This window comes from Haloplanus ruber (assembly GCF_024494725.1).
Taxonomy (GTDB): Archaea; Halobacteriota; Halobacteria; order Halobacteriales; family Haloferacaceae; genus Haloplanus; species Haloplanus ruber.
Genome location: NZ_JANHDK010000004.1, coordinates 116,117 through 142,289 on the forward strand (window position 1 = coordinate 116,117; position 26,173 = coordinate 142,289).

General features: G+C 54.5%; 25 protein-coding genes and 3 pseudogenes. 14 read left to right on the plus strand and 14 right to left on the minus strand.

Annotated features, from left to right (window positions below; genetic code table 11):
- Positions 1–29 precede the first annotated feature (29 nt).
- Together NO878_RS13490 and NO878_RS13495 are read left to right on the plus strand one after the other, a co-directional pair.
- Positions 30–206: a hypothetical protein gene (locus tag NO878_RS13490; RefSeq protein ID WP_256406501.1), complete on the plus strand. Its 177-nt coding sequence runs from the start codon at positions 30–32 to the stop codon at positions 204–206.
- Positions 207–209: 3 nt separating this feature from the next.
- Positions 210–731 (plus strand): winged helix-turn-helix transcriptional regulator, encoded by a 522-nt coding sequence (locus tag NO878_RS13495; protein ID WP_256406502.1) that lies wholly within the window; start codon positions 210–212, stop codon positions 729–731.
- Here NO878_RS13495 and NO878_RS13500 read toward each other — a convergent pair.
- From NO878_RS13500 to NO878_RS13515, 4 genes are read right to left on the minus strand one after another with little or no spacing between them, the layout of a single operon-like run.
- The gene (locus tag NO878_RS13500; RefSeq protein ID WP_220599876.1) at positions 728–1,270 is read right to left on the minus strand and encodes a hypothetical protein; all 543 of its coding nucleotides are present in this window, start codon (positions 1,268–1,270) and stop codon (positions 728–730) included. The genes NO878_RS13495 and NO878_RS13500 overlap by 4 nt on opposite strands.
- On the minus strand, positions 1,270–1,557 hold the full coding sequence (locus tag NO878_RS13505) for a thrombospondin type 3 repeat-containing protein (protein WP_220599877.1): 288 nt from the start codon (positions 1,555–1,557) through the stop codon (positions 1,270–1,272). Before NO878_RS13505 ends, NO878_RS13500 begins: the two co-directional genes overlap by 1 nt.
- Complete coding sequence (locus NO878_RS13510; RefSeq protein WP_379824244.1) at positions 1,541–2,410, minus strand: FAD:protein FMN transferase; 870 nt, start codon at positions 2,408–2,410, stop codon at positions 1,541–1,543. The genes NO878_RS13505 and NO878_RS13510 overlap by 17 nt, the downstream gene beginning before the upstream one ends.
- A 5-nt stretch (positions 2,411–2,415) precedes the next feature.
- Positions 2,416–2,796 carry a hypothetical protein gene (locus NO878_RS13515; RefSeq protein ID WP_256406504.1) on the minus strand — a complete coding sequence of 127 codons (381 nt, stop codon included), beginning with the start codon at positions 2,794–2,796 and terminating at the stop codon, positions 2,416–2,418.
- 416 nt (positions 2,797–3,212) lie between these two features.
- Here NO878_RS13515 and NO878_RS13520 point away from each other — a divergent pair, with 416 nt between their 5' ends.
- The 5 genes from NO878_RS13520 to NO878_RS13540 all read left to right on the plus strand — a co-directional run bounded on the left by NO878_RS13520 (position 3,213) and on the right by NO878_RS13540 (position 7,924).
- The gene (locus tag NO878_RS13520; protein ID WP_256406505.1) at positions 3,213–3,812 is read left to right on the plus strand and encodes a hypothetical protein; all 600 of its coding nucleotides are present in this window, start codon (positions 3,213–3,215) and stop codon (positions 3,810–3,812) included.
- A 95-nt stretch (positions 3,813–3,907) separates the two neighbouring features.
- Positions 3,908–5,620 carry a transposase gene (locus tag NO878_RS13525; RefSeq protein ID WP_425493653.1) on the plus strand — a complete coding sequence of 571 codons (1,713 nt, stop codon included), beginning with the start codon at positions 3,908–3,910 and terminating at the stop codon, positions 5,618–5,620.
- Positions 5,621–6,005: 385 nt separating this feature from the next.
- Complete coding sequence (locus NO878_RS13530) at positions 6,006–6,614, plus strand: ribbon-helix-helix domain-containing protein (protein WP_465262111.1); 609 nt, start codon at positions 6,006–6,008, stop codon at positions 6,612–6,614.
- A gap of 138 nt (positions 6,615–6,752) precedes the next feature.
- Positions 6,753–7,154 carry a hypothetical protein gene (locus NO878_RS13535; RefSeq protein ID WP_256406508.1) on the plus strand — a complete coding sequence of 134 codons (402 nt, stop codon included), beginning with the start codon at positions 6,753–6,755 and terminating at the stop codon, positions 7,152–7,154.
- A 446-nt stretch (positions 7,155–7,600) separates the two neighbouring features.
- Positions 7,601–7,924 (plus strand): DUF7979 domain-containing protein, encoded by a 324-nt coding sequence (locus tag NO878_RS13540; RefSeq protein WP_256406509.1) that lies wholly within the window; start codon positions 7,601–7,603, stop codon positions 7,922–7,924.
- A gap of 479 nt (positions 7,925–8,403) precedes the next feature.
- Here the strand turns inward: NO878_RS13540 and NO878_RS13545 are convergent, their stop codons facing one another.
- Positions 8,404–8,991 carry a hypothetical protein gene (locus NO878_RS13545; RefSeq protein WP_256406510.1) on the minus strand — a complete coding sequence of 196 codons (588 nt, stop codon included), beginning with the start codon at positions 8,989–8,991 and terminating at the stop codon, positions 8,404–8,406.
- Positions 8,992–9,729: 738 nt separating this feature from the next.
- Between NO878_RS13545 and NO878_RS13550 the strand changes: the two genes are divergently transcribed.
- Positions 9,730–10,167: a DUF7979 domain-containing protein gene (locus NO878_RS13550; protein ID WP_256406511.1), complete on the plus strand. Its 438-nt coding sequence runs from the start codon at positions 9,730–9,732 to the stop codon at positions 10,165–10,167.
- A 615-nt stretch (positions 10,168–10,782) separates the two neighbouring features.
- Here NO878_RS13550 and NO878_RS13555 read toward each other — a convergent pair.
- Complete coding sequence (locus tag NO878_RS13555; RefSeq protein WP_256406512.1) at positions 10,783–11,400, minus strand: hypothetical protein; 618 nt, start codon at positions 11,398–11,400, stop codon at positions 10,783–10,785.
- Positions 11,401–11,632: 232 nt separating this feature from the next.
- Here NO878_RS13555 and NO878_RS13560 point away from each other — a divergent pair, with 232 nt between their 5' ends.
- The gene (locus NO878_RS13560) at positions 11,633–13,396 is read left to right on the plus strand and encodes a transposase (protein ID WP_256406513.1); all 1,764 of its coding nucleotides are present in this window, start codon (positions 11,633–11,635) and stop codon (positions 13,394–13,396) included.
- A gap of 514 nt (positions 13,397–13,910) precedes the next feature.
- On the opposite strand, the gene NO878_RS17390 is transcribed toward NO878_RS13560, so the two are convergent.
- Both NO878_RS17390 and NO878_RS13565 read right to left on the minus strand, forming a co-directional pair.
- Positions 13,911–14,075, minus strand: coding sequence for a DUF7837 family putative zinc-binding protein (locus tag NO878_RS17390; RefSeq protein ID WP_465262110.1), 165 nt, complete (start codon positions 14,073–14,075; stop codon positions 13,911–13,913).
- A gap of 90 nt (positions 14,076–14,165) precedes the next feature.
- A pseudogene (locus NO878_RS13565) lies at positions 14,166–14,804 on the minus strand (IS6 family transposase).
- Positions 14,805–14,920: 116 nt separating this feature from the next.
- Between NO878_RS13565 and NO878_RS13570 the strand changes: the two are divergent.
- From NO878_RS13570 to NO878_RS13585, 4 genes and pseudogenes are all read left to right on the plus strand, one after another.
- Complete coding sequence (locus NO878_RS13570) at positions 14,921–16,015, plus strand: hypothetical protein (RefSeq protein ID WP_256406514.1); 1,095 nt, start codon at positions 14,921–14,923, stop codon at positions 16,013–16,015.
- Between the two features lie 90 nt (positions 16,016–16,105).
- Positions 16,106–17,885 (plus strand): annotated as a pseudogene (locus NO878_RS13575) (ribosome biogenesis/translation initiation ATPase RLI).
- Positions 17,886–18,231: 346 nt separating this feature from the next.
- Positions 18,232–19,038 carry a bile acid:sodium symporter gene (locus NO878_RS13580; RefSeq protein WP_379824236.1) on the plus strand — a complete coding sequence of 269 codons (807 nt, stop codon included), beginning with the start codon at positions 18,232–18,234 and terminating at the stop codon, positions 19,036–19,038.
- Between the two features lie 49 nt (positions 19,039–19,087).
- Complete coding sequence (locus NO878_RS13585; protein WP_256406517.1) at positions 19,088–19,945, plus strand: MBL fold metallo-hydrolase; 858 nt, start codon at positions 19,088–19,090, stop codon at positions 19,943–19,945.
- Positions 19,946–20,004: 59 nt separating this feature from the next.
- Here the strand turns inward: NO878_RS13585 and NO878_RS13590 are convergent, their stop codons facing one another.
- The 3 genes from NO878_RS13590 to NO878_RS13600 form a co-directional block, all read right to left on the minus strand.
- Entirely contained in the window at positions 20,005–20,460 is a 456-nt protein-coding gene (locus NO878_RS13590; RefSeq protein ID WP_256406518.1) for a ferritin-like domain-containing protein, read from the minus strand.
- 116 nt (positions 20,461–20,576) lie between these two features.
- Positions 20,577–20,900: a quaternary ammonium compound efflux SMR transporter SugE gene (gene sugE, locus NO878_RS13595; protein ID WP_256406519.1), complete on the minus strand. Its 324-nt coding sequence runs from the start codon at positions 20,898–20,900 to the stop codon at positions 20,577–20,579.
- A gap of 245 nt (positions 20,901–21,145) precedes the next feature.
- Positions 21,146–21,337, minus strand: a complete 192-nt coding sequence (locus NO878_RS13600; protein ID WP_248898465.1) for a DUF7333 family protein — start codon at positions 21,335–21,337, stop codon at positions 21,146–21,148.
- Positions 21,338–21,493: 156 nt separating this feature from the next.
- Between NO878_RS13600 and NO878_RS13605 the strand changes: the two genes are divergently transcribed.
- Positions 21,494–23,806, plus strand: coding sequence for a nitric-oxide reductase large subunit (locus NO878_RS13605; protein WP_248898464.1), 2,313 nt, complete (start codon positions 21,494–21,496; stop codon positions 23,804–23,806).
- A gap of 53 nt (positions 23,807–23,859) precedes the next feature.
- On the opposite strand, the pseudogene NO878_RS13610 reads toward NO878_RS13605, so the two are convergent.
- The 3 genes and pseudogenes from NO878_RS13610 to NO878_RS13620 form a co-directional block, all read right to left on the minus strand.
- Positions 23,860–23,982, minus strand: a pseudogene (locus tag NO878_RS13610) (site-specific integrase); the annotation flags it as partial.
- Positions 23,983–24,085: 103 nt separating this feature from the next.
- Positions 24,086–25,555 (minus strand): MATE family efflux transporter, encoded by a 1,470-nt coding sequence (locus tag NO878_RS13615; RefSeq protein ID WP_256406520.1) that lies wholly within the window; start codon positions 25,553–25,555, stop codon positions 24,086–24,088.
- On the minus strand, positions 25,555–26,154 hold the full coding sequence (locus NO878_RS13620) for a TetR/AcrR family transcriptional regulator (RefSeq protein WP_256406521.1): 600 nt from the start codon (positions 26,152–26,154) through the stop codon (positions 25,555–25,557). The genes NO878_RS13615 and NO878_RS13620 overlap by 1 nt, the downstream gene beginning before the upstream one ends.
- Positions 26,155–26,173 lie beyond the last annotated feature (19 nt).

Below are 26,173 nucleotides of genomic sequence, written 5' to 3' on the forward strand. Positions count from 1 at the left end.
TCGCATGGCGGCGGGAACGTGATCGCCGTATGTGGATCGTTACGCTCGGGTACGGGATGTTTGCCGTCTACGGACTGATCGTGTTTCTCGAGTACCCGCTGCTCCCGTACTTCCCGTACGCGACGCTGGAATTACTCGAACACGGGAGTGCAATCCTGATCCTCGGTGGCCTCCTGGCGTTTTTCGTCGCTTTGACGCGGGACTGAGCAATGTCGGACCCGGATCTCGAATTGGCCTCTCGGCGGGAAATATACCAGCGGATAGCCGATACGCCCGGTATTCACTTTCGCGCGCTCCTCGCCGATCTTGAGTACGCACAAGGGACGCTCCAATACCAGCTCAGGTGGCTCGCCGATGAGGACCTGATCGACGTCTCGGACGACGGCAAGTACACGCGGTACTATCCGGCTGCCGAGTTCGACGAAGCCGATCGAATAGTGATGAACGCGCTGCGCCGGGAATACAGTCGCCGCATCCTCGCACATCTTCTCACGGACGGTCCGCTCTCGACAACCGAACTCAGCGACCGCCTCGACAAGGCACAATCGACCGTCTCGTGGCATCTTTCGAAGCTCGCCGAGGCTGACCTCGTCACGAAAGAACGCGACGGCCGAAGTGTGGTCTATGAGGTCAGAGATCCCGATCGCGTCAAGTACCTCTACACAGTTCACCGGCGCTCGTTCACAGACAAAGTCGTCGACCGTATCCTCGGCCTCTGGGACAGCTACTAACCCGGGGTCGCGTTCGACGGAATCCCTCGAAGCACCAACAGACGCAACAGGAGTACGTACACGAGAAACGCCACGGAGGGTCCCAGCAGAGGACGGATGAATCCCGTCAGATCAGTCCCGATTGCGGCCGCGTGAATTGTCCCGAAGGCGAACCCAGCATACGCGAATGAGTGGACGACGCGTGGGCCCCAGGGGCGCTGGAAGCGTCTTGCGTCAGTAAAGCCCAGCACCGCGACGACGAGCATGAGCAGAGCCCCCGCACCTACGGCGACGCCGCCGAGAAAGTACGGCATCGAGTATGCCGGCGCTGGAACCTGTCCGGTGACGACGAACCACGCATCAAGGACACCGAGTCCCGCATGTAGCAACGTGACGATCATCGCGAACACGGAGAGTTCGATATGGATTCGTCGAGCGGCCTCGTGGAGTGTTCCAAACGACTCCGTGTTGTAGAGGACTCCCGTGAGAACTGCCAGATACAACGCCGGATACGTCACGAGTGCGGCACCTCGGTCGAGGAGCCAGACGAGCTGTGACATCACGATGCCCCCGTCGTTTCGACGACATCGGGACAGCCGTCCGCGTCCTGGAATCCGTTTTTCGTTTCCGGTCGTGTCGGACACTTGTCGGCGGAGTCGTTAATGCCATCACCATCGTAATCGGCTGGGGCCTGTCGCGTCGAAACGGTCTGGTCGACGAGGTCGCTTTGTTTTTGTTCGGTCGCTTGGGCGGCACGCACGTCTCCGATCTGCCAAAGAGCAGGGACAGCCACCACTAAGACGACCATCGCCACGACGGTGATTCGTTGCTTATGTGTCCAAGACATGTGTCTCAAAGCCATCTGTCGTATGGAAGACGCCATCGTGGATGATGAGCGCCTCTAGACCCTCCCATTCCGATGCTAATTCGCGTGCCTTGGCAAGTGGGAGTGCCGCGAGGGTCGTCGCCAGGGCGTCGGCTTCCATACAGTCTCGGTGCGCCACGACGGTGACCGATTCATGGCGAGAGCCGAGCGATTCGGTGGTCGGATCGTAGACGTGGTCAGTGCCGTTTCGCGACCGTCGGTATCCGCCGGATGTTGCGACATACCAGTCCGTGTCGAGGACCTTCAGCGGTGTGTCGTCACCGTATGGGCTCTCGATGGCGACCGGGCCCGTCGGTGGAGACATATCCCCCCCACCACTGACGAACCCGCATCGGCCGAGTCCCGTGAGCGTCTCGGCGGTTCGATCCACGATGTACCCTTTGGCAAGGCCATTCAGGTCGAGTTCGACATCGGTCGTGATGTGAGATCCGCTGATTTGGACAGTTCCGGCATCAAACTCTGTTGGTAGCGTTTCACTGTCACCACGCAAGAACGTTTTGAGGTCGTGTTCGACGCGGCCCTGATGAATATCGAACACCCCGTCGGTCCGGTCGTTGTATTCGATTCCACGGCGAACGATTTGGGCAACGTGTTCGTTCCTGACTTCTCCTTCACGGTTGAGCTGGCTGACGGCACTCGCCTCATCGAAGGCGTTCAGCTGGGCTTCGAGTGATTCAGCCGTTTTTCGGGCCGCAGTTGCCCCAGCCTCGGCCCGAACGCCCGTCGCCTGAATCCGAAACGCCGTGTCACAACACTCGAACTCGCGGTAGGTGTCCCCAAACCGTTCGTAGACCGATGCGAGCGATCCCATCATCTCGGTCACTCGTCCTCTTCGTGTTCTTCGTCCTCGTGTTCCTCTTCGTATTCTTCCTCTTCGTATTCTTCCTCTTCGTATTCTTCCTCGTCGTCTTCATCCTCGTCGTCTTCATCCTCGTCGTCTTCTTCATACTCCTCGTGTTCTTCGTCCTCGTATCCGGACTGTGTCTGGACTGCTGGGGTGAACTCTTGATTCGGCGTCGGCGCATCCGCAGTAACCTGTTGTGAGGATTCTGACGCGGGCGTATCTGGTGAGTTAGGTTGCTCGCCAGCCTGCGCGAGGCCGCCACCGGGCAGCGCGAGGGCCCCGGCGACACCAGCTGTGAGGAGCGCACCGACGAGCGTGAAGGCGACGAGTTTGTTTTTCGGGACGGGAACGCGCATGATTAGCTACCCCTCGGTTCAGAACCACTATCTTCGACGTGTCGGTCGTTGCGTTCTGCCATTGCAGATAGAGGGTTGAAACAGCCTTAGTAAGGCGTTCGCGTCCAACCATCGAATTTTCGTACAGCTATCGAATCGGTTCAGAGCGCGAGGTGGATTCTGAGTATGTCTGTGACTTCGTTATCGAGCAGCTGGCACTACTGGTGATCCCCTGTTTGCTCTGCGTACGGAATGATTCGGCGGTTGTACGAGGATTCGATAGATGGACGCGAACGAACTTTTCGGCGTTGTATCTACGTATTTCTATGCAGACTCGTTTACAGCGAGCAAGTCTGGTCGTTGTACTCCTGCTAGTCGTTAGTGGAGTCGGCACTGTTCAAGCGGGGGCATCACCAGTAGATGGTGATCATATAGTCGTGAAAAATCTCGACGCAACAGAACAGTCACTCCCTCCTGTTGCGGACGTGGATGAATTGGATGGTAAGGAAGAGGAAGGTGAAGATGCAGAGGATTCGGACGAAGATGAGACAGGCGCTAGTCTGATTGGAGAGTGGTGGGGCCTTGGTGGCGAAGTGAGTGAGGCCCCGTACATTGGTGTGGTTGAAGCGGGCATTGTCTTTCTCGTCGTCGGTGTCCTCGGGTACAGTCTTGCAAAGCGAAAGCGATTGCTGCCGGTGCAGTACCGTCGGTATCAATTACAAACACACCAGTGGGTCGTTCTCATAGGGACGGCACTAACGCTGCCACACTTCATTGCTGTCGAAGAGTGGGAAGGACTCGGTCTCGCAGTTGCTGTCTTACTCGGTGTAGAGGTGGCGAGTGGCCTGTATGGTCGATATCTACATCGGCACGTCGTCCGGCTTGGACGAGGAGATGAGACACCGTCAGTCGTTGGCCGTGTGCTGACCGTCACCAAAGAGACTCTCTTTTCACGATGGCGACGAGTACACGTCTTGCTGACTGTTATCACTGCTATCGTCCTCGTCCTCCACATTATCACTGCAATCGGTGACTGACCTTCTCGTGGTCTTGACTCAGCCTGAAAGTAGAGGACTGGCAGCAAAGTTGGAATTGGCCCGTTTCGGACAGTGCCACACATCTTTCGATGGAGATGAGTCCGTACACGAGTCAGGGGTATGGAGTTCTAGTGGTCCCGAGTGATACTTCCCGCCGTGATGTCTTTCGACGAATCGCTCAACGCCCACACGTCGATTGGCCGGCCTACGACTCGACGCCACTGTACGACCAAAGTTCACTGACAGCGCTCACAGAGGATATCCGGACCGTCTCGAGGATTTGGTTCGAACACAGTGCTCACAACTCGGTCGAGGGGTTCGTCTGTCAGTATCCACTATCCTACGTGGAGTTCAATCCCCACGACCAGTACTCTGGTCCGACTCGATACGAGATGCCACAGCTTTTCAGGGCGTTTCTGCTGAAAGAGATACACGGTTGGAGCCACGAAACCGCGCTCGTCCAGTATCTTCGTCAGCACTCTGAAACCCGTCGCTCGCTCGGGTTCGACCCCCTCCCCGACCAGTCGACACTCTGGCGCAGTTGGAACAAGCGCTTCAGTGCTGACTTCCGTGAGGCAGTCGAGAGGACGGCGCGGACGATTCTCATCAACGCACAGAATGCCGGTATTGCGATTCCTCGTGACCCAGAACGGAAGCTCCAGTACCACAACGACGAATCTAGTGCGACCGATCCGGACGAACAGACTGTTTTGGAAGAAGCAGCGAAGATCACTGATCACGTCAGCCGTGTTGTCTTTCCGGCGTTCTCGCTGGATCGTGGCGAGGGCTGTGAGATACACGAGAACGCATACTGGGGCCTGCAGACATATCTCGGACTTCGCGAGCGGCTGGCTGCGAACGAAGGGGCTCGCAGTTTCGTCTACGAATCGACTCGAGATCGGACGCCGTTGGGGCACGCCCATCGCAAACACATCCGTGACCTCTCGATTGACCAAATGCGAGAGATGTACCGGCAGGCCATCACTCGGCTCCTGAACGAAGTTGCGGAGACAGAGCAGTTCTTTCGAGCCGGGGTCGTCGCGATCGACATTACCGAAGCTGATCCGTTCACAGGTGACCGTGCGGGCCACGAAGACGAAATCATCGGGACAAAGGAGAAGACCGACGAGTATGCCTACCAGTGGGCGACAGTCCAATTAGTTGGTAATGCCGTGCCGATTGTTTTAGACGCGCGGCCAGTTCGGAAGGGTGAGTCCCGCTTAGAAATCGTCAATGACCTCTTGGATTCTGCCGAGGAGTTGGTTCACGTTGATAACGTACTGATGGATCGGGAGTTCGACAGTCAGCACGTCTTGGAGATGCTCAGCCAGCGTGGCTTGTCGTATGTCGTGCCCAAGCGGATGCAGACCAGCGAGAAAGCTCAGGCCAAGCGGTTGCTCCAACACGGCCAAGATCGGTACGAGACCGACCGCAAACTCCATCTCGGGAAGAACGAGTGGCACGAGACGACGCTGATCTACCGACGCAAAGAGAACTCCGAGCACGACGACCACCGACAATACTCGGTGTTCATGACGAATAGAGGGACTGGGCACCTCACCGAGTATGGCTACCGGTGGGAGATCGAAAGCGGCTACAAGTCGATCAAACGATTCATGGCTGCGACAACCTCGACCGATTTCGGGCTCCGATTCTTCTACTTCGCGTTCGCCTGTTTGTTGTACTCGATTTGGCGAGCGGTCGATCTGCTCGTGCAGGTTGAGTTGATCGATGAGTACAACCACTCACCGATGGTGACCGCCGATAATACGCTCACACTGCTGAAGAAGGAAACCGGAATTGGATAGGGAAGTACTCAGTCGGGGTCAGCGCGGATTTCTGAGTGGCAACGCTGTCGAGACCCTCAGATAATCACCTGCTTAGTTGGTAATACAACAGGAACGGCCGTTCGTAGGCCGATCTGAAACGATTTCTGCTCGCGATTCGTCCGGAACCACGCATCACAGGCCCGCTAAACCCACTGTAGTCTCAACTTCCCAGGCCCGAGTTAAGGTGCGAACGACAGAAAATGTGCATGGGATTATTTCATAAGAACCCAAATAGTAATATATGGGCGGTGATAGTAAGATTTCCTATGAGATCGTTTAACATGTAGGTGTATTCGGTTCGATATTGGTCCACTTACGTAATATTATAATCCGAGACGGGCACGCCTTACGTAACTGGTACGACATGGAACCGATTACACTTCGTCTTCAACCGCCGCTCGCTGAGGAGTTAGAACAAGAGGCTAAAGAGAGTGGATTTAGTAGTCGATCAGAATACATTCGACATCTCTTGCATCACCGCGAGACTCTCAAACAGAATCCTCCGATCGGAATCGGTCAGATTTCATCCGATATCGAATTTTCAGGTCAGTCAATAGATTCTCCCGAAGAGTTCTTCGGACTGATCTCAGAAATGGAGGATCGGATCGATGAGCTTGAACACGAAGTTGCTGACCTCCGGACGGTGATTGATGAATCGGAAGAGAAAGCTGACGAAAATCCTCGAGAAGATGAGTTCGCTGCACTTGACAGGTGGCTTCAGGAGAATGGACCGCAAAGCGACGACGCCCAAGAAATTCTACTTACTGCTGCTCAAATATTGAACTCTGAAGGCCCTCTAAAGACGAGTGAACTGAAAGATCGACTCACAGAACGTTATCCGGAGGCATCAACTTACGCTTCTATAGATACGCTGTGGGCCTCAACCGTCGAAAGACTCTATGAAGTTACACCCGGATTTGAGAAACCAGGATATGGGGCTTACAATTTCGATATTACGCGAGTCAGAAAATAGATCTTGTAATCATGGTTAAAGCACCAGCGACCCGTTCAGTAATAGCTGGCTCTGTTGAATTTTTCGGCAATTGATGTGTCTCCTCCCGCTTTCACTCACTACAAAAGGGATACATCACAAGAAAATAGAATGACAACAATGAAATTCAGATACCTGATTGTCTGTGTATTAGTCATCACATCTGGTTGTACAAGTTTCACCGATCAGAATGCTAGTCCCACGGATACAGTAACAGAGACCACGGAACCAGCCACAACAGAGTCAATTAAGGCCTTTTTCAAAGTCAATATTCAGACCGAAGATAGAGTAAATATTCGTGTTAAAGAGCTAGAAAGCCAAGATTTAGTGCTTAATAAAACATATACGTCAAAGAAGAGGGTAGATATTGGGCAATATTTAGAAGCGGCCACTGACTATCGAATTGTTATCCATACTAACGGGACTGTCCAGTGGAACAAATCAGTCCAAGACTATGAGGGGTACGAACTCCGTGTTGAAGAGAACGGGACAGTGACTGTCGTTAATTTCTTTGAAAGCTAATTACTCCTGCATAGGAGATTGTGGATATATAAGGCAGAGCGAATTAGAATCTGATAATACAGCCATTCAGAAGATACATCTTTCAACGACTAGTTGTTCCGAACAGAGACCTTACTGGGATTGGCTCTATTGAAATCCTCTTCTTCAGACATAATAGAGGGTGTCTGGTTAAATTATGGATCTCACTACGGGAATCCTCCTGGTAGAGATGGGCACCCTCATACGTCCGAACGACGAAGAGGGTTCCGAGGTCAAAGTAGTCTCAGACTGGCATCCACATCCACTAAGTGAGACACTCCAGCCGGTTATCGCCCCAAGAAGGGCGGGAATCACCGAACCCAGAAAGAATTTACATACGCATGATATTTTACTGATATGATATCTTTGGGTCGGTGTGACCGTGCGCTACGGATCGGACGTAGTAAACTCATCGTTGAATTATGAATATGAGTAAACGTTCAACGATTCTGATTGCGATTTTTGTTATTGCGATTGTGGTTACGTCCGGTGCATATATAGTTTCACAGCGGCTTAGCACAGAAAACCATGAAGCCATCTCCGTGGAACCAGTAAACGGATCTAATTTTGATGGACATCTTATTTCGTATGATAATCTTACTGCTGCTCAACAATCTGCATTTCTGGATGCACTAAATGAAGATGGATTGGTTGAAGTTGACGACGATGTAGATACTAGTGTCTGGATAGAGTACGATGCTGTACGATATAGAGGAGATTTATTTCGGGTATATGTGGCGGTTGGAGATTGACACCTGCATAGAGCGGATTGCTGAGATCTACACCAACAGGGTCAGTACTCCCTGTCCCGAAGCTTCGAAGTCGATTCCGTAGAATAGGCTTTGTTGAAATCCTCAGCAGCTGATAGTTTTTACTCCAATCGCTCAGTACAGGGTACATATTTCGCACTCTAGTCAGTAGTGTATTGACACGGGGTTCGTTACAATTACAGCAGTTTCAGACAGGATTCGGTGTAGTGAAGCAAGGGATAGTACACTTGGATGATGGCCAGCCGCTAGGTCCTGTTAGTATGGCCTACTGCTGAATTCGAAGTTCCCATCGATCGGCTGTTTCAGGTGCATATCTGTCTGAAGAATAGGATTTCAACAGAGCCACACCATCGCAAAGTGGATTCTCATCACTAGATTTGGTCTGAAACAGCCGCTCAGTAGGTGTTCGAATCTACTGGTTCAATCTGTAATCAAATATTCAGACTGGTGGCTTAACTGTCTCATTCATAGACTGTGCTGTTCGGGTCAAACCGCGACATCACACTTAGTGGGAGTAGCGAAAATATCCCTACAGCAAGCGTAGATACGAAGAAATACACGGTGGTGAATCCGGGTGCAGACCCTTGTGCTAACGCGACTTTTGTACCTCCAAGCGCGCCTACCACAATTGCGCTCGAAAGGAGGAGCATTGACATCGTGCGTTTTTCTTCACTAATGAGTATCCCTGAGATATAGCCTGCTGGAATTGGAAGCATGATGAGGGATAATTGAATTTGATTCCCCACCAATAGAGGTATCGTCAGTGGAGTGCCATATTCGGGCGGTTGTATCCCCAAATCATAGTACATGACACCAACACCGACGACGAAGAGAACAATTACTGTCCCCAACGCATTCAAATATCCTTCCCGTGCGGAGATTGGCTGCAAAAGAGCGGTCAGAACGCCGAGTACGGTGTATCCAACCCCGATTCGGAGTAATATCGGGAGTGTCCCTTTTCCATAACCTGTAGAAAGACCTCCCATAGCAATAGAGACACACAAAAGTACAAGACCTACGCTGGATAACACGAGGGCTTGCTTATTCACGTTAAGTTACAGGTGGTATCGCATTAAGTGCCTTATGGGAAGTCTTTGTTTCCTTCTTTCACGATGTGATACCGGCCACCTCTGTACATGCCAATACGTCTTCCCTCCATATCGACTGATTCAGGGAGCGGTCGTTCCCTCTGATAATTCACTTGAAGACCGGATTACGAACCAAACTTCGATTATCTCGGTCATTTTGGGGGAGGGAATTCTCGTAAAAGGCCTCGCTATCGGGTTCGATGCGCGGATTTTTCTCAAAGAGTGTTTCCCCTTCGCTTGAAACGACGGCAATCTCTACTGTATGCGGTTGAGTGTCTTCGTTTCGCACCTCGACGTCAACGCTGTTCCTACCTATTGAGCATCCGGCTAGAAGAGTGCTTGCGCCACCTGCTGCGGCCATGCCGAAGCGTAGCAGGCCGCGACGAGAGTGGTTGGTCACACAACAAATTCACATATTAAAAATAAATTCTTTGTGGGCCTCGGGTCACTCGCGAATCGACGAATTCACAATTACAAATGAAAGGAGTGCGGTCGGCAGCGGAAGTGCCCAACGGAGACCGAACTGGATCAGATGAGAGTGGTCTCTGCCTAACCGGTTCCCTGTATCGTGGAGACTTCGTTTGTTTCATCCTCTCGGTACTGCGTACTCCGGTTACTGCATCATTCCGTAACCCACGATTGCGTTACAGAGGAATACTCGCCAAGAGACTTATTGTCGTGCTCCTAAGTCGACCTGATGTGCCATTGAAAGAATATTTCGCACAAATAGACCGAGCCACAGCCGGCCAGCTCGCGCTCTTTCTGATAGGAGTTAGTCTCATTATTGTAGCGCCAGCGGCAGAACCTTGGTCCGGCACGTTGCTTGAACTTGAAGATGGAGAACCACAAGACAGCGTTCCCGAAAACGCCTCAGTCATCGCATACCAAGACTTGCCATCCGGCATTCAGAATGCGTTTCAGACGGCTCTTGAGACCGACGAAAGCCAAGCTCAACTTCAAGAAGGCGCAAGTGTAGGCACACTCTACAACTACGATTATATACGGTATCAAGGAGGGTACTACGAATTTTATTTCGTGGCCGTAGATAGAGCCGGCACGGCGCAGGTACTATTGGTCGGTGGGTTAGGTGTGACAGCGGTTGTGGCCGCTGGAATCTGGCGTTTAGGCTCCGCGTGATTACGAGAAGGGTTGTTGAGTGAATGGTGCCAATCACCTGCTGCGGATTTCAACAGAGCTTATTGCGTATATTTTGTGTGAAGACAGTGACCAGATTAGTAATTCCTCCGAAGGTGAACACCTGCAACCACCACCTCCACCACGAGGTATCTATGTAGTGTTGACAACTACAAGGAAATCAGCTACGAACGCTGTAGTTCGAGACCTGCAGTACGCTCCGAATCAGTTGAACACAGAGATACGAACGAGAACGGCGCGCTCGCTACCGCCCATAACCTCAGGCACCAACCAGATCAGTCGTCGGAATGACGACCGACTCTCAACGACTAATGGCAAGCCTGCGACATTAAGAGCCTGCTCCCAGTAGATATCACTACTTCTCACGGCAAGCGATACACCGTTGCTTCGTCCGCACTGAAGACGCAGCTATGTCTAACTCCCGGCGCGAACAGACAATCATCATACATCGTCTTCGACCACTGCCTCTCCCCATCCGCTGCATCGAGCGCGACGATCTCGTAGCGGTCATAGCTCACAGACAACATCTCCCGCGCGAACTAGCGGCTGTTTTCAGAGTGGAAGGTGTCGAACTGATACAATTTCAACAGAGATAGACTATCTAGAATCTGAGTCGCGATCCTTGTCGTACGGTGGTGTCGGACTATCTTCTTGATCGGGTTCTGGGGGGTATTGCATGATACGCCATAGCCAGAAATCCTTATCATCAATATTTTCGAGTGGTTTGACTGACTGCTGCCGAAGAGCCTCTTTAACTGGTTCTGGATAGGCTGAAAAGGGCGGTAACATATCCTCGCCACGTGTCTCGAACTTCGTCATTAAACTATCCACGCGAACATCACTCTCAAGTACCCAATCTAACCACTCTGTTTCGTTCCCAACCTGCTGTGTATATTCTTCTGATAGATTTCTGTATTTATTGACTATATTAACATATTCCGTATGAGCGTCATCTAATCCCAATTCTACCATTCCCCAATAACAGATCTCACCAGATGGAGTCAATTTGTTGGTGAAGCTAGTTCCAAGATCTGAAACAGCTTCTGTCTCGATCAATCCTATATTACGGGCTTCATCAACCCGGTTGGATACTGTGTCATGGCTTACTGCTACTTGAGATACTATTTTTTTGAATCGTGCATTTTCAGGGCCAATTACGAGAATCAACCCAATAGCACCATCTCTCTTGAAGAAATCCTCGATTTGATTGTCCATCAACTGTGTCGTGGAGAGACATTGACTAAGATTTTGAGTCTACTCAGTATCTGAGTATTATCTGTTTCGGACTTGGTTCACCAGTTGAGGGAGATCAGAGCTGGAGCTCACTCAGCTAATTCTACTTATTTGACGGGAAGACCTCGTGACGTACATGAATCCGTTTCCGGAAACGACCTCTATATGGCTCATTCAGATTCTGAGCCACTATTTAACAAGATAACATTTTGTTATGAAGCTCCATGATCCCTCCTCTTCGCCGGATACGGGCCTTGGGAAGCAAGCAGATGAGATTATCAACGAAGAGACAGAATGGACAGATCTCGTTGAAAATCTTGACATCAGCCGATTTAAGCGACGGGACGGATATCCGGATTGGCATACTTCTACACCGTTCCCACGGATGTTTCTCGCGTATATTTGGGCGAAAACAGAAAAGATTCCCTTGACAGCAATTCCTGATCAGCTTGAAGCGAATCCGGAATTGGCTACTGCTATGGGATTTGATATTAGTACTCTTCCATCAGAGAGCACATTTAAACCGACTCGATTAGAGAACGGACGATTCGAGAACCTCCAGTCAACGGTTGAACGGGGAGTGAAAGAGATTCGAAGAATTGCAGCTGAACGGGGCGCACCAATCGGCAATGATCTTCTCAAAACAGCGAACAGCGAGGACAAAAAGCCCCTGTCAAATCGAACCGTCCAACGCTTACTGCGAAAGAAGGGCCACCAGGTGCTTGATGAGCTAAAATCAGTAGCAATCCCCTCAATTTCACTCCCTCGACCGGATAACGCCATCTACGATGACGATGAGTTACTCGTCTTAGAAGCAATCGCGTCGATCAAGCAGAAGGCAGCAAACGATTCTGGGCAGAAGCTGGGTGACATGAAAAACCCAGATCCCGACATTAGTGGCCCGTTCTACGAGGACGGTCCGTCCGGTGAAACACTGTTGCAGGCCCTCAAGCAGATGTCTGTCGAGGAGATCACGACCGTGCTGAATTTCGCTCTACGAAAGACCTACACACGCGCGAAGCCCCGGCTTAAGGAGCTCGAACACGACAACGGCTCACGGTTTGGGACTCGGGCGAAAGTCGCGCTGGACATCACGTATGTTGCCTACTATGGCGATCGTGACGAGATGAAGTGGGTGCAGGGAACACCTGACGACAAAGGATACGACTGGTGTCACAAGTTCGCTACAGTCGTGATCGTCGGGGAGAACACGCACTTTGTCGTTGGTGTCTGTCCGCTCGGCAGTACCGAGTACGCGCCGACGGACGCGTATTCTGGCAAAGATAGGAGCTACTATGTCGGGAACGTCACTCGGCGGCTGCTATCGATTGCGGACGAGTACGTGAACATTCGTCGCGTCTATGCCGACCGTGAGTTCCACGCTGTTGACGTGCTCCACGCGCTTGAAGAGCGAGACTTGGAGTACGTCATTCCGGCTAAGAAAGACAAGCACCGTGTTCGTTCGCTATGTAACCGCTTTGACCAACTCAAACGCGGATATCGTGAATCAGGAGACACCCCACTGTACGTGAAGAGAGATCACGTGATGCACGGTCGCGCGAAGGACGGTGTCTCGAATGAGAAGGTGTACACGAATATCGTGATGCTGCCGCCGGATGAAGACGATGACGCGAACCCGTCAGGGTCACCTCAACCATTCCTGACGAATTTGGATGTGAGTGATGAAGTTGCACTGGATCGCCGGTGGGCGACGAAGCAGATCGAGGAGTACAACGATCGGGGAGCGATTGAGAATTCGTACTCGTCGATTAAGCAGTGTGCTGCGTGGACGACGTCGAAAGAATTCGAAGTGCGGTGGTTCCACTTCGCGTTCGGGTGTATCGTCTACAACATGTGGCTGCTCGTCGATTTCTTGACCCAGGAGCGTATCGGGGTGATTGAGACGCGGAAGAAGCCGCGAATCACCCTTTCACGGTTCTTAGACTGGCTGGATAGGGAACTGGTCACACTCCTGTGAAATCCGTTCTGGGTTAGCGTTTCGTGAGCAGCAGCAATCGGCAGTAACTCGTTTTCTCGGCAGATTCCCCGCTCCTAACCCTCTATTTCAGAGTACTGGTAGTTTGAGTAGCGTATTTTAGAGGTAGATCGGTGTGTGAGGTCGTGAGAATCCGGTTTCTCGTGAACGCTTTGACCGGCATTCGCAACTCAACTTCTGGGAGTTAGTATAGCGGTATATAATTTAATGAATCTGTAGCTGTTGCTATCGACTGGCGGTTAGAGTGGTATTTCGAGGCCGTGGACCCCTGGTGTGAAGCCACGGAACTGGCACCGAAAAGGAGTCTATCGGAGATATCAGAACGGAGCGGGCGTGAGGCAGGTGTTTGGTGCTTGGGTCTACTAGCCCAGATTAGTATGGTTATCTGTGAATCTAGGCTATAGCAACGGTCTGACAACGGCACGACTCGTACCAGCGTCAGTTAACCCACGAATTGGATAGTTCCCATATGTGGGGTAATATCTAATACTACTATCTACCGCTGTGAGTTATTCTGAGGACTCACGATCTCGTCACAAATCGGGCACTCTGCCCAGATTCCAGTCGTCCCATCGTCTTTCTCGTATTCGACCAAGACGTATGCGCTAGAGAGCTCCTCACCACACTTCGGACAGCGTCCCAGTGGTGGATCGTCAGTCATTAGGGGAGAAGGGAGCGTGTGACATATCCCTTCCATCCGAATGTGGGGTAATGATTGGGTGTAAGCTTTGTGTGATATCGTATGGTCGCGTTAACTTTGGCATCGATTCCACCAGACGGCGAGGGCTTGAAGCCACGTTTCTGCGGTCGTCGGCTCCACGTGTCTGAACGTATTTGAAAACGAAGAGGTTCGGCGTTTTACTTCTCTAAAGATACGTTCGACGGCATTCCGATTGCCATGGAGTTCGCATCTGCAATCGAGGTCGTGTCGGTCGAGGGCAGTTTTGAGCCACTGAGCATCGTCGACGAGAAATACGGCGGTTTCGACGTCGTGTTTCTCGTGTAATTCACTCAGGAAGATTTCGGTTAAGCCGGTCGTATACGTGCTAAAGAGCCGGATATGAAGGAATTTGTTCGTTTCAGGATCGACGGCGGCATACAGCCAATACTGCTGTCCGTTGATTCGAATCACGGTTTCGTTGAGTGCAACGTGATTCGGGCTCGCACCGACTTCGGGCTGTAGATCGGCCTTCTGCACCCAGTTGTGGACAGCCGTTCAAGAGCGTTCGACACCCAACCTTTCAAGAATAGAGATGGTATCCGAAAGTGATAGTCCTGCCACGTGCATCTGAATACCGAGCCGCATCGCGAACTCGAGTATCCGCTGACGCTCCACAAAATCTAATTCGACCCAGTCGCTACCATCGCTGAGGCGGCTGATTTCGGGCATGAACAACTTAGAAATCAGCACGCCTCACTCTTCATGCTAACTTAACGCGACCATGTCTCCTCCCTTTGGGTGGAAAGTCGTCTGGGGTATTTCAGCACAGAGCACTCACTGAACGTATGGACGACCACAAACCCGGAGGGGATCGGGAGGACGCGATACACAGTGAGTTCCCCGAGCTCTATGAAGAGCTAAATTCGTTATCGGTCACCGTCGAAGCGGTCTCGTTCGACGGAAGGCGTATCGAGACGGAACACCGGACGTTCGAGCGAACCATTATTCGTCTTCGCGGTCAAGGCGTAACTGGATTCGGAGAAGATGTCACCCGTTCCAGAGAGGCTCACGAGCGACTTCGCGACGAGGGACTAGCGCTTCCGACCGGTAACTGGACGATCGGAACGTTTTCGGGCGCTCTCGATGCCAATTTCTCGACACAGACTGCGTCCAGGGACGCTCCCGAGTATTTGCGCTGGGCGATCGAGAGTGCAGTTCTCGATCTGGCACTCAAACAGTCGGGGCGAACGCTGGCATCGGTACTTGACCGTACGTACGAACCGATGGTATTCGTCGTCAGTCTACAGCTCGGGGACCCACCACACATCCGTCCCGTGAACCGGTTCCTCGATGCGGATTCGGATATCGAGTTCAAGATAGATGTCCCCAACACACCGAGCGACGAGTTACTCTCGGCCCTGTCGGATACCGGTGCGGTTCGAGTTCTGGACCTGAAAGGACAGTACGGTTCGGACGTCGGGGCTCCCGCTGACCCGGACCTCTACCGGCGGTTGTTCGAGACGTTTCCGAATGCACTCATCGAAGACCCGGCCGTCACGGATACGACACGACCTGTGCTCGACGAATATGCTGACCGAGTCTCCTGGGACGCCCCGATAACGGATGTCGAAAGCATCCGGAACCTCCCGTGGGAACCAACTGCTCTCAACATCAAGCCGTGTCGGTCTGGGACGCTCGAATCACTCTGTCGTATTCTCGAATATGGCTTGCAACACGATGTCGAACTCTATGGAGGCGGAATGTTCGAACTCGACGCTGGCCGAGCGCACTCACAGGCGCTCGCCTCGCTGTTCTATCCGAACGGTCCAAACGACCTCGCACCACCTGCGTATCACACCTACCGAGCCGACAAATCCTATCCCTCGAGTCCACTGGAGCCACCAGCCCAACCGACCGGAATCGGGTGGTATTCTAGGTGACTCCGAGTACGCTATCCTACGAGGGATACGGTGCCAGCGACGGTTCGAAGACACGAGTAACCGCAGAAACGGCACTCCATGACTAACTCTATGAATTCTCGAGACCAGAAATACATCGCGATTATTGACCAGGACAAGGTCACCGACGAGGTGCGGAACATCGCCGTCAAATACGATCCGCTGAATCGATCCGGCCACGAGGGGTTCCACGTCACCGAAGACGCAGAACTTCACATCGACGACGTGAACGTGATGCGCGAGCACAAACTCATCGAGAAGAAAATCCCGAACGACGCGATCAAAATCGTCCCGCTTCCATCCGAAACCGGCCAGCTTGTTCACCAGTATGGCGAGAACGGATTCCGGATGTACGACCTCCCCATCCCGGAGGATGGTAGAATCATCGGTCTTCTCGGTCCCAACGGAATCGGAAAAAGCACTGTGCTCCGCATCCTGGCCGGCAAGCTGGTGCCGAATTTCGGCACCACGAATGGGGAACTGGATTGGAATCAGGCTATCGAAGCCTTCCGTGGGACAACCCTGCAGACGCATCTCGAGCGGCTTCGAGACGACAGCGTCACGATCAGTTACAAGCAGCAGCGAGTCGACTCGCTTCACGAAGCAAATGCCGAGACGGTGAGTGACTTGTTTGTTGCGCGTTCGGACGACCCGGACCGGTTCGTTGACGACCTCGATCTTCGGTCGATCTGGGATCGTTCGCTGGCTGATCTCTCGGGTGGCGAACGGCAGCGGGTTGCGATCGGTGCCACCTTGTCAACTGATGCGGATCTCTACCTGTTCGACGAACCGTCGTCGTTTCTAGATATCGAACAGCGGTTGTCAGTCGCGCAGACGATCCGCAGCCACGTCCAAGAAACGGATGCAGCGGCCCTTGTCGTCGAACACGACCTCGCGACACTGGACCTCCTCTCGGACGCGATCCACGTGTTGTACGGTGAACCAGGTGGATTCGGTGTCGTCGCCCAACAACTCGCAGTTCGAACAGGCATCAACCAGTTCCTCGATGGCCGACTGAAAGAGGAAAACGTCCAGATTCGCCGCAACTCGATCGACTTCCCCACGGCCGGTGAACGTGGCGTCCAGTATGGTGACCCGGTTCTCGACTATCCCCGGTTGGAAAAATCGTTCGAGGAGTTTTCGCTGACAGTCGAGTCCGGTCAGATACATACCGGTGAGTCAATCGGAATCGTTGGGGAGAACGCGCTCGGAAAAACGACATTCGTGAAATTACTTGCTGGGAGTGTTGAAGCCGACGAAAGAACGGTTCTGGGTGAGGTAACAGTATCGTACAAGCCACAGTACATCACGCCGGATAGCGACGAAACGGTTCGTGAGCGGTTCACAGCGGTCGCGGATCTTCACTCACAGTCATTCACGAGGCGGATCCAGGATCCGTTCGAGCTCGAGCCGTTGTACGATCGTTCGCTCGGTTCGCTCTCAGGGGGGAGAGTTACAGCGTACTGGGATTGCACTCTGTCTTGCACGCGACGCAGATCTCTATCTCCTGGACGAGCCCTCAGCATTCCTGGACGTCAGTCGACGTGTGTCCCTCGCCGATAAGATTCATCAGTTCAGCAAGCAAACTGACCACCCCGTACTGGTCGTCGATCACGACCTTTTCGTCATCGACCGTGTCGCAGACCGACTGATCGTGTTCGATGGAGAACCGAGTCGTCACGGGCGGGCAAGTGGCCCACAAGCAATGCGGTCGGGAATGAACGCGTTCCTTGCCTCGCTCGAAATTACGTTCAGGCGAGACGAGCGGACCGGTAGACCACGAGTGAACAAGCCAGGGAGTCAACTTGACCGAAAACAGAAATCGAGTGGGGAATACTACTACAGCGGCTAACTGCTCATCTTGCCAGTCAGATCGCCTGCGATCCCTTATCATAAGTAGCAACACCGGGTGTTTGATCGCTATCGATTCAACTCCTTCAAATCGGGTCGGATTGGCAAGGTCCTATACCTGAAAGAGAGGAGCCACCTCGAAGCAGAAACGAGTCAGACACCCTTGGGACTCGAACGATCGCGTAGTTCATCGATGCAAAAGCTGTGCCCACCGACGTGCGGGCCACTTTTCTCTCCAACCCACGAAATACGGTGGTAGGCGAATGGGACCGATAACAGTCACCGCAGTCATCGATTTTGTGACAGTCGTCTTCGTGCTTGCGACGATGCTTTCGATGGGGCTTGTGTTGACGACCGACGAGATACTCATATCACTCGGACAACGGTGGCTGCTGACGAAATCACTGCTCGTGAATCTCGTCCTCGTTCCGCTGCTGACGTTCGCATTCGTCCTTGCTGTTCCGATGGAGACCGGTCACGTCGTCGGACTCCTGTTGATCGTCATGGCCCCGGGAGCACCCTTTGGTCCGAAACTCGCCGAGATCTCGAACAGCGACGTCGCGTTCGCGAGCGGGCTGATGGCTGTACTGGGTGTCGTCTCCGTCGCGACGATACCAATTACGGTGGCACTCCTCATGCCCGGCGATGTCTCAGCTGAGCCGCTCGGAATCGCCCGAATCGTCGTCGTGACGCAGCTGATCCCCCTGATCGGTGGCCTCGGCGTCAAGGCGCGCTTTCAGTCAGTTGCAACTCGATTGCATCCACTGATCCAGCGACTCTCGACCGTCTTGCTCGTTCTCCTGATTATCCTCTTGACGCTCGTCTATGCCGGCGAAATGCGCCAACTCGTCGGTACCGGGACACTGTTCATCTCGGTCGCTGTCGTCGGCGCTGCGTTACTCCTCGGATACGCCCTCGTCGCCCGGGTAAAGGCACGCGAGAAGTCCTCGCCACGACGACCGCCGCGCGAAACGTTGCCATCGCGTTGCTCATCGCCACGACGAGTTTCCGCGACCCAGGCGTGCTCACCATCATCGTTGCGTTCGGACTCCTCAGTCTCGTCATCTCGGGTCCGGTTGCGAGTTTCTGGGGCCGACCCGGCGAAGCGTGACCCACTACAGCAGTGGTGCCTATCCGTCAAAGGAACCCTGTGATCCGAGCGACCGTGCGAACGTACAAACGGCTTTGTCCCGTAGAAGGACTATGGAAATCACCCTCGTCGGTACGGGAAGTCCCATCCCAATTCCCGAGCGTGGTGGCACGAGCATCGCCGTCGAGATCGCAGACGAACGCGTTCTGATTGACTGTGGGCCAAACACCGTCTACGGCCTCATGGAAGCGCGGATTCCATTTGGAGAGATCGAGACGATGTTCTTCACTCACCACCACCTAGATCACAACGCATCGTTCTTCCACTTCGCGTTCACGAGCTGGACCGAGGGCGACCGCGAATCGCTCACCGTCTACGGACCCGACGGCACCGATCGGCTCGTCGACGCGCTGTACGACGTCTACGCGGAGGATATCGAGTACCGCAAAGACATCTACCCGACAGATGGCATCTCGAACATCGAAACCGAACTCGTGACAGAGGAGTTCAGTCAGGAGATGGACGGTTGGGACGTCGACGCACTCCCAGTCGAACATTCCATCGAGACGTACGCATTCCGCTTCGAGGAACACGAAACCGGTTCATCGTTCGTCTTCTCCGGCGACACGCGGAAGATCCCGTCGCTCGCAGAGTTCGCTTCTGATGCGGACGTCCTCGTTCAGGACTGTAACACTGCCCCGGTCGATAAGGACCGCGTGCCGGACGAGGACGACCAGTTCGTCTGGCAACGGTATGCCGAGGGAGAACGGGACTTGGACCAATCGACGCTGACGGCCAATCACTGTGATGCCACAGACGCGGGAGAACTCGCACAGGACGCTGGCGTCCAGACGCTCGTTCTCACGCACATCATGCCGTACCGTGATCTCGAATCGATGCGGCGAGACGCCGAGTCAGAATTTGACGGCGACGTAATCGTGGCTGAGGATGGGCTTACCCTCTCTCCATAGAAAGTCAAAATCTGGAGTTTAACAACGCTCCAAGGACCGTGAGTCTGTCGGTAGTCTGTTCAGTCCTGTTTGTATTCGCGTCTGAATCCACGGAACTCCGTACGGTGGGCTTCTTCGTCACTTAGAATTGTGACGGCGAGATCTTCGGTGACTGGGTCACCGGCATCAGTCGCGGCTGTAATGAGGTCGCGATACATCTGGATGGCGTCTTCTTCGGCGTCTAAGACGCCGTCGATAACCGACACGACGTCGGTACTGTCCTCCGGCGGCTGAAGACTTTCTTGTCGCGCTTCGAAATCGGCTGACGCGGGCGGGCGCTCGTCGAGTTGCTTGAGCCGGTTGCCCAACAATTGGGCGTGATTAAGTTCCTCCTGAACATCGGCTTCGAGACTCTGTTTTACCTCCTCGGCACTGACTCCGTCGAGGACAATGGAGTTCGTCAAGTAGTTCATCACGGTCTCGATCTCGTCACTATACGCCCGCTGGAGGAGCTCGGTTACTCGTTCACTTGTCATACAGCGAAAATACGCCGCCTATCCGTTTATGGCTATGGGTGGTCAAATCCAAGAGGAGAGTTGAAGACTGACTACAATGCGTGTAGATTCAGGTGTAAATAATGATAACTAGCTGCTTAGTGGCCGCCCGAAACAGCGTGTAGACCAACGATCCCGACGACAATCACACCGATGAATGATATGCGGGCGAGAGTGGCGGGTTCATCAAAGAGAATGATTCCAAGCGTGGCCGTCCCGACTGCACCGATACCTGTCCAGACAGCATATGCTGTCCCGATTGGGAGGTCTTTGACTGCTTGTGCCAACAGTACCATACTGATGACGAGGGCGACAACAGTGCCGACCGTTGGCACTGGTTTCGTGAGTCCGTCCGAATATTCAAGTCCGACTGCCCAGCCGATCTCGAACAGGCCTGCGAGTATGAGTATATACCACGACATCACAGCTACGCCTACCTATCCAGTCAGTCTATAGCTTCTGCTATCCATCAGACAAGACAGAGTTAGCTATACTATCCGTTTGCTATCGGTGCCGACACGCACTGTATTGACCGCCACTGCGCCCCAGTTGTATCACCTTCCCAGAATTGTAACAGAGTCGGCGAACAACAAATCATCCTCTTACTGCTCAGGAACGTCGATACTGGAGACCATAGCTATCCTGGAATATCATCTCACCGGATGACTTACTGCAGGGCACGATACCCGCCGTATTTCATTCCGAGCCAGAACGCGACCGCTGCGAAGATCACCATCGATGGGAGCACCATCATAAGTACCGTCTGAGTTGCCATGACGCCGCTGGCGACCAGCCCCCCGACCCCGATTGCGATTATTGCAACAAGAATTCCGCCCGCTCTCGGTAGGTCAAACTCCATATCGATCGGAGGGTTGTCTGGATAGTAATACATTATGAAATCGTAGCAGGAGAACGGTGATAGAATTCTACCGCAGTATAATAAGCGACGCGTGGCGCTCACAACCTTTCTTTTTCAGCACCACCATTATGTAGCGAAAGTGTGGGAGTGTAACACATGGAAGTCCGCAGGAAAACCCTTGCAAAGTTACTCCTCCTGGCGTTTGTCTTCAATCTAATCGTGATGGGGTCGGGGGCGTACTTCGCGTACCAGGAATCGCCCGACCGCCCGGAGCGCATCGTCGGCCCCGACGGCGAGGTGATCACGACGAATGAACAGATCGTCGAAGGAAAGGCTGCGTTCCAGCAGAACGGCCTGATGAACCACGGGTCGATCCTCGGGAACGGCGCGTACTTCGGCCCGGATTACACGGCCGACGCCCAGGAACGACTGGTTTCGAACATGCGCGTGTACGTCGCCCAGGAACGCTACGACACGCCGTACGCAGACCTTCCCGAACCGGAGCAAGCGGCCGTGAACTCTGTCGTCTCGCGCCAGCTTCAGGAGGGCGAGCTAGGGACCACTCTCGAGCTCACCGCCGCGGAGTCGTACGCCTACGAACAGGTACAGCAATCATACGTCGAGCGGTACTACGGCGGTGCCGCCGAACACGGCGTCCCAGAACAGTTCATCGAAACACGCTCGGACGCCCAGCGGTTCGCGGACTTCGCACTATGGACGGCACTGTTCTCGTCGATCGACCGGCCGAACAGCGACGTCTCCTGGACGAACGAGTGGCCGTACAACCCTGGCGCCGGGAATACGCCCACGACGTCCTCGCTGACGTGGAGCGTCATCGCGATGGTGCTCCTCGTCGGCGGGGGTGGCGCTGGCATCTGGCTGTACAACTCCGCCGAACTCCCGGAACCGGACACGAAGGGCGTCGACGTCCCCCATCCTAACGAGATCGACCTCTACCCGAGCCAGTTCGCTGCAATTCGGTTCGTCCCAGTGGCGGCCGTGCTCTTCGTCGTCCAGACGCTTCTCGGGGGGCTGATGGCGCACTACTACATTGAGAGGGAGGGCTTCTACGGCATCGCGGAAGCCCTCGGCGTCGACGCGATGGCGACCCTCCCCTTCGCGATCACGAAAGCCTGGCACATCGACCTCGCGATCCTCTGGATCGCCACCCTCTGGCTCGGCGTTGGCCTCTTCCTCCCGCCGCTGCTCACCGGGCACGAGCCGAAGAATCAGAAACGGTACATTCACGTCTTGCTGGGGGCACTGGTCGTCGTCGTCGGCGGCGGATTAGTAGGTATCTGGCTCGGTGCCCAGGGCTACATCGATGGCGCACTCTGGTGGATCATCGGCAACGAGGGCCTCGAGTATCTCGAAGTGGGACGCCTCTGGCAGGCCGGTCTGCTCGCTGGGTTCATTTTCTGGGCAGCTCTCGTCGCACGGGGCTTCAAACCCCTGCTCGACCGGGAGGAGCGATACGGACTCGCCCATATGATTCTCTACGCGGGCGGGTCCATCGCGCTGCTCTTCTCCGCGAGCATGCTGTACACACCGCAGACTACGATGCCGGTGACGGAGTTCTGGCGCTGGTGGGTCGTCCACATGTGGGTCGAGGGCGCCTTCGAGTTCTTCGTCGTCGCCATCATCGGTATCTCCCTCGTCTCAATGAACCTCCTCAAACGTCGCAGCGCGGAGAAAGCCGTCATGTTCGAGGCGCTGTTCGTGATGGGAGCAGGCGTCATCGGCGTTTCCCACCACTACTGGTGGGTTGGTATGGCCGACTACTGGATCCCTATCGGGAGTGTCTTCTCCACGCTGGAGTTCATCCCGTTGATCTTCATCCTCTACGAAGCCCTTCACGAGTACCGGGCGATGATGGGGGCAGGCAAGGACTTCCCGTATCGGCTGGCGTTCATGTTCATTATCGCCTCCGGGTTCTGGAACTTCGTCGGCGGTGGCGTCCTCGGGTTCTTCATCAACCTCCCGCTGGTGAACTACTACGAGCACGGCACGTTCCTCACGGTCGGGCACGCACACGGCGCGATGTTCGGCGCGTTCGGCTTCCTCGCACTCGGGATGGCAGTCTACGCCCTCCAGTTCACTACCAAAGCCGGGAAGTGGGATCAGACGAACCTCAAGCGTGCGTTCTGGATATTGAACGCCGGGCTCGCGTGGATGGTCTTCATCGGCGACGTCCCCGTCGGTTTCCTCCAGCTAGAGACCGTCTTCACGGCAAACTACGACGCCGGCCGCTCGCTCGCGTTCTACAGCCGCGACATCGTGCAGTGGCTCTTCTGGGCACGCCTGCCGGGCGACATCCTCATTATCGTCGGTGCGAGTCTGTTCGCCTACGACGTTCTCAAGAAACGCTTCGTCCGCCGTGACGAACCTGATTCTATCTCCGACGGAACGATCATCTCCCGGCGGATCTTCGCCGAAGGAGACGCGGGTTCCGAACTCGACGACGATTAACGCCTCCAGTCACTCGTGTTTCGCCGATATCGACGCTGTTGACGTTCTCTTCACGGCGTGCGATAATCGTGTTTCGGATGGTCAATGTCGATCTCCGCGGCCCCCGAGAGCCGTTGGAGAATCGATCGTGCGCCGTCCGTCGTGATCGACGGCGGCCGAATGTCCTCATTCGAGGCTCATTCACGAGACGCACCCCTTCGGTCATCCGCGTCGCTGAGAACGCGGCTGAATTATGCGGTGATCTTCGACTGATGTACTGTCTCTAGATGGTTACGTCCCTCAATCACCGTCTGCTGGGGTTTCAGTGGTGACCTTGTTGAGGTCAACTCGAGAGTCCGTGAGAGTCGTCTCACGCCACGTCCCGCGTCGATACCATGCGAAGGCGATGATTGCCCCCGCGACGTTCGAGATGGCGAACGACAGCCAGATGCCGGGTTCTCCGAGCGATCCGGCAGCGACCCACGCAATCGGGAAGCGGATGACACCGAGCATCAGCACGGAGATGGCTGCGGCAGTGAGCGTCTTTCCAGCACCCCGGAAGCTGCCCGTGTAGGCTCGCATGATTCCGATAAACCCGAAGGTTAGTGCGACGTACCGGATGAACTGAGTGGTGATCTCGACGACCTCTGGGTTCGTCGTGAACAGATCGGCGATCGGTGCTGCAGTCACCCAGACGAGGATGCCCGCGGCAGTGAGCACGCCAAAGAGCACCTTCGCTGCGAGCCCTGCCGCTTGTTCCGCTCGGTCCGGTTTGTTGGCCCCCATGTTCTGGCCGGTCATCGTCTCCACCCCACGGGCGACGGCGATGGCTGGCAGGAAGATAACAGAGAACACGCGCGTCCCGATCCCGTAGGCAGCGACTACTGTGTCCGGGAAGAGCGCGACGATGATCAACAATAGGTTCATCGAGAGCGCCCGACCTGTGCCTTCGATCGACGCCGGCAGGCCAATACGACCGAGCCGACGGAGATACGAGAGATCCGGCACCATGTCCCGGAGGTGAATCTGGACGCCCCGGTTCCCGCGGAACATGATCGCCAGCCCGACGACCAGGGCAAGTCCACGCGAGAATACCGTCGCGATAGCGGCGCCCTGAATCCCGAGTTCGGGGAAGGCGAGCGTCCCGACGACCGGCGCATTCTCGACCACCGTCCACCCGAAGATGAGGAACGGGTCGATGATGATGTTGAGCACGACCGACCCGAACATGACGAGCATCGGCGTGATCGTGTCGCCGTACCCGCGCATGAGCGCAACGAACACGAAGAAACCGAACATGAACAGCAGCCCCAGCGAGATGACCTCCATATAGCTGGTTGCCATCGGCAGGACGTCCTGCGATGCGCCCAATAGGCCGAGAAACATCTCGACGTTGAAGTAGCCCACGACGCCGAGGACGACCGAGACGATGACGGCGAACGTGACCGTCTGCGAGGCGGCGTACTCGGCTTCACGTTCCTCGTCTGCCCCGGTAAATTGAGCGACGAGGACGCTGCCGGCGACGGAGATGCCCATCCCGAGTGAGATGAGCAGGAAGACCATCGGGAACGCGAAGCTGATCGCCGCCAGAGCGTCCGTGCTGTATTGGCCGAGCCAGAACGTGTCTGCGAGGTTGTACGCCGTCTGGAAAAGGTTCGTCACGACGATCGGCATCGAGAGGAAGAACAGCGGTTTCCCGATGCTGCCGGATGTCAGGTCGAATTCCTCGGGTCCCCTGAATAGGGAGCGAATGTGACTTCGAACTCCCATTAGTGGGGTGCCTCCGAGAGTTCCTCTGCGATCAGGTGTTTTTCAACGTACCGTGTGATCGTCTCGTGAAGTTGCTCGGATGAACACTCGACGGCTACACACCGCGTATGGGCACCCGTGATGATCGTCACGAGAAATTCGGCAGCGACGGCTGGCTCGACTGTCGTGTCGAACTCTCCTATTTCGACGCCTGCAGCGATGATATCCTGTATCCGCTCGAAGAGTACCTCATCGAAGTTGGTGAGCCGTGTCTGGATGGCGTCGTTGTACGGCGCTTGCGCTTTCACTTCGAGCAGTGCGGTTCGAATTTCCTGATCCGGAGTGGTTTCCTCGTCAGTGAGGACCACATCGAGAAGCGCAGAGAGTTGTGCACGCGGTGTGCCTCCCTCAACTGACGGAAGCTGAGTCGTGTATCGCTCGTATAGAAAGTCGAGCAATTCGACGAAGAGATTCTCTTTGTTGTCGTAGTGGTAGTGTATGATTCCCTTGCTCCGGTCCGCCTCCTCAGCGATGTTCTCGAGAGTGAGTTCGGCGTACCCGTACCGGCAGAGAGCCCGATACGTTGCCTCCAGAATTTCAGTAGCTGTGTCCTCGTCCATTTCGGCTGCTACTCTAACT

Excerpts from the sequence above, each read along its gene's own strand:
- NO878_RS13490 (WP_256406501.1), top strand. The coding sequence starts at position 30 with ATGTGGATCGTTACGCTCGGGTACGGGATGTTTGCCGTCTACGGACTG.
- NO878_RS13495 (WP_256406502.1), top strand. The coding sequence starts at position 210 with ATGTCGGACCCGGATCTCGAATTGGCCTCTCGGCGGGAAATATACCAG.
- NO878_RS13500 (WP_220599876.1), bottom strand. The coding sequence starts at position 1,270 with ATGTCACAGCTCGTCTGGCTCCTCGACCGAGGTGCCGCACTCGTGACG.
- NO878_RS13505 (WP_220599877.1), bottom strand. The coding sequence starts at position 1,557 with ATGTCTTGGACACATAAGCAACGAATCACCGTCGTGGCGATGGTCGTC.
- NO878_RS13510 (WP_379824244.1), bottom strand. The coding sequence starts at position 2,410 with ATGATGGGATCGCTCGCATCGGTCTACGAACGGTTTGGGGACACCTAC.
- NO878_RS13515 (WP_256406504.1), bottom strand. The coding sequence starts at position 2,796 with ATGCGCGTTCCCGTCCCGAAAAACAAACTCGTCGCCTTCACGCTCGTC.
- NO878_RS13525 (WP_425493653.1), top strand. The coding sequence starts at position 3,908 with ATGAGTCCGTACACGAGTCAGGGGTATGGAGTTCTAGTGGTCCCGAGT.
- NO878_RS13530 (WP_465262111.1), top strand. The coding sequence starts at position 6,006 with ATGGAACCGATTACACTTCGTCTTCAACCGCCGCTCGCTGAGGAGTTA.
- NO878_RS13535 (WP_256406508.1), top strand. The coding sequence starts at position 6,753 with ATGAAATTCAGATACCTGATTGTCTGTGTATTAGTCATCACATCTGGT.
- NO878_RS13540 (WP_256406509.1), top strand. The coding sequence starts at position 7,601 with ATGAGTAAACGTTCAACGATTCTGATTGCGATTTTTGTTATTGCGATT.
- NO878_RS13555 (WP_256406512.1), bottom strand. The coding sequence starts at position 11,400 with ATGGACAATCAAATCGAGGATTTCTTCAAGAGAGATGGTGCTATTGGG.
- NO878_RS13560 (WP_256406513.1), top strand. The coding sequence starts at position 11,633 with ATGAAGCTCCATGATCCCTCCTCTTCGCCGGATACGGGCCTTGGGAAG.
- NO878_RS17390 (WP_465262110.1), bottom strand. The coding sequence starts at position 14,075 with ATGACTGACGATCCACCACTGGGACGCTGTCCGAAGTGTGGTGAGGAG.
- NO878_RS13570 (WP_256406514.1), top strand. The coding sequence starts at position 14,921 with ATGGACGACCACAAACCCGGAGGGGATCGGGAGGACGCGATACACAGT.
- NO878_RS13585 (WP_256406517.1), top strand. The coding sequence starts at position 19,088 with ATGGAAATCACCCTCGTCGGTACGGGAAGTCCCATCCCAATTCCCGAG.
- NO878_RS13590 (WP_256406518.1), bottom strand. The coding sequence starts at position 20,460 with ATGACAAGTGAACGAGTAACCGAGCTCCTCCAGCGGGCGTATAGTGAC.
- sugE (WP_256406519.1), bottom strand. The coding sequence starts at position 20,900 with ATGTCGTGGTATATACTCATACTCGCAGGCCTGTTCGAGATCGGCTGG.
- NO878_RS13600 (WP_248898465.1), bottom strand. The coding sequence starts at position 21,337 with ATGGAGTTTGACCTACCGAGAGCGGGCGGAATTCTTGTTGCAATAATC.
- NO878_RS13605 (WP_248898464.1), top strand. The coding sequence starts at position 21,494 with ATGGAAGTCCGCAGGAAAACCCTTGCAAAGTTACTCCTCCTGGCGTTT.
- NO878_RS13615 (WP_256406520.1), bottom strand. The coding sequence starts at position 25,555 with ATGGGAGTTCGAAGTCACATTCGCTCCCTATTCAGGGGACCCGAGGAA.
- NO878_RS13620 (WP_256406521.1), bottom strand. The coding sequence starts at position 26,154 with ATGGACGAGGACACAGCTACTGAAATTCTGGAGGCAACGTATCGGGCT.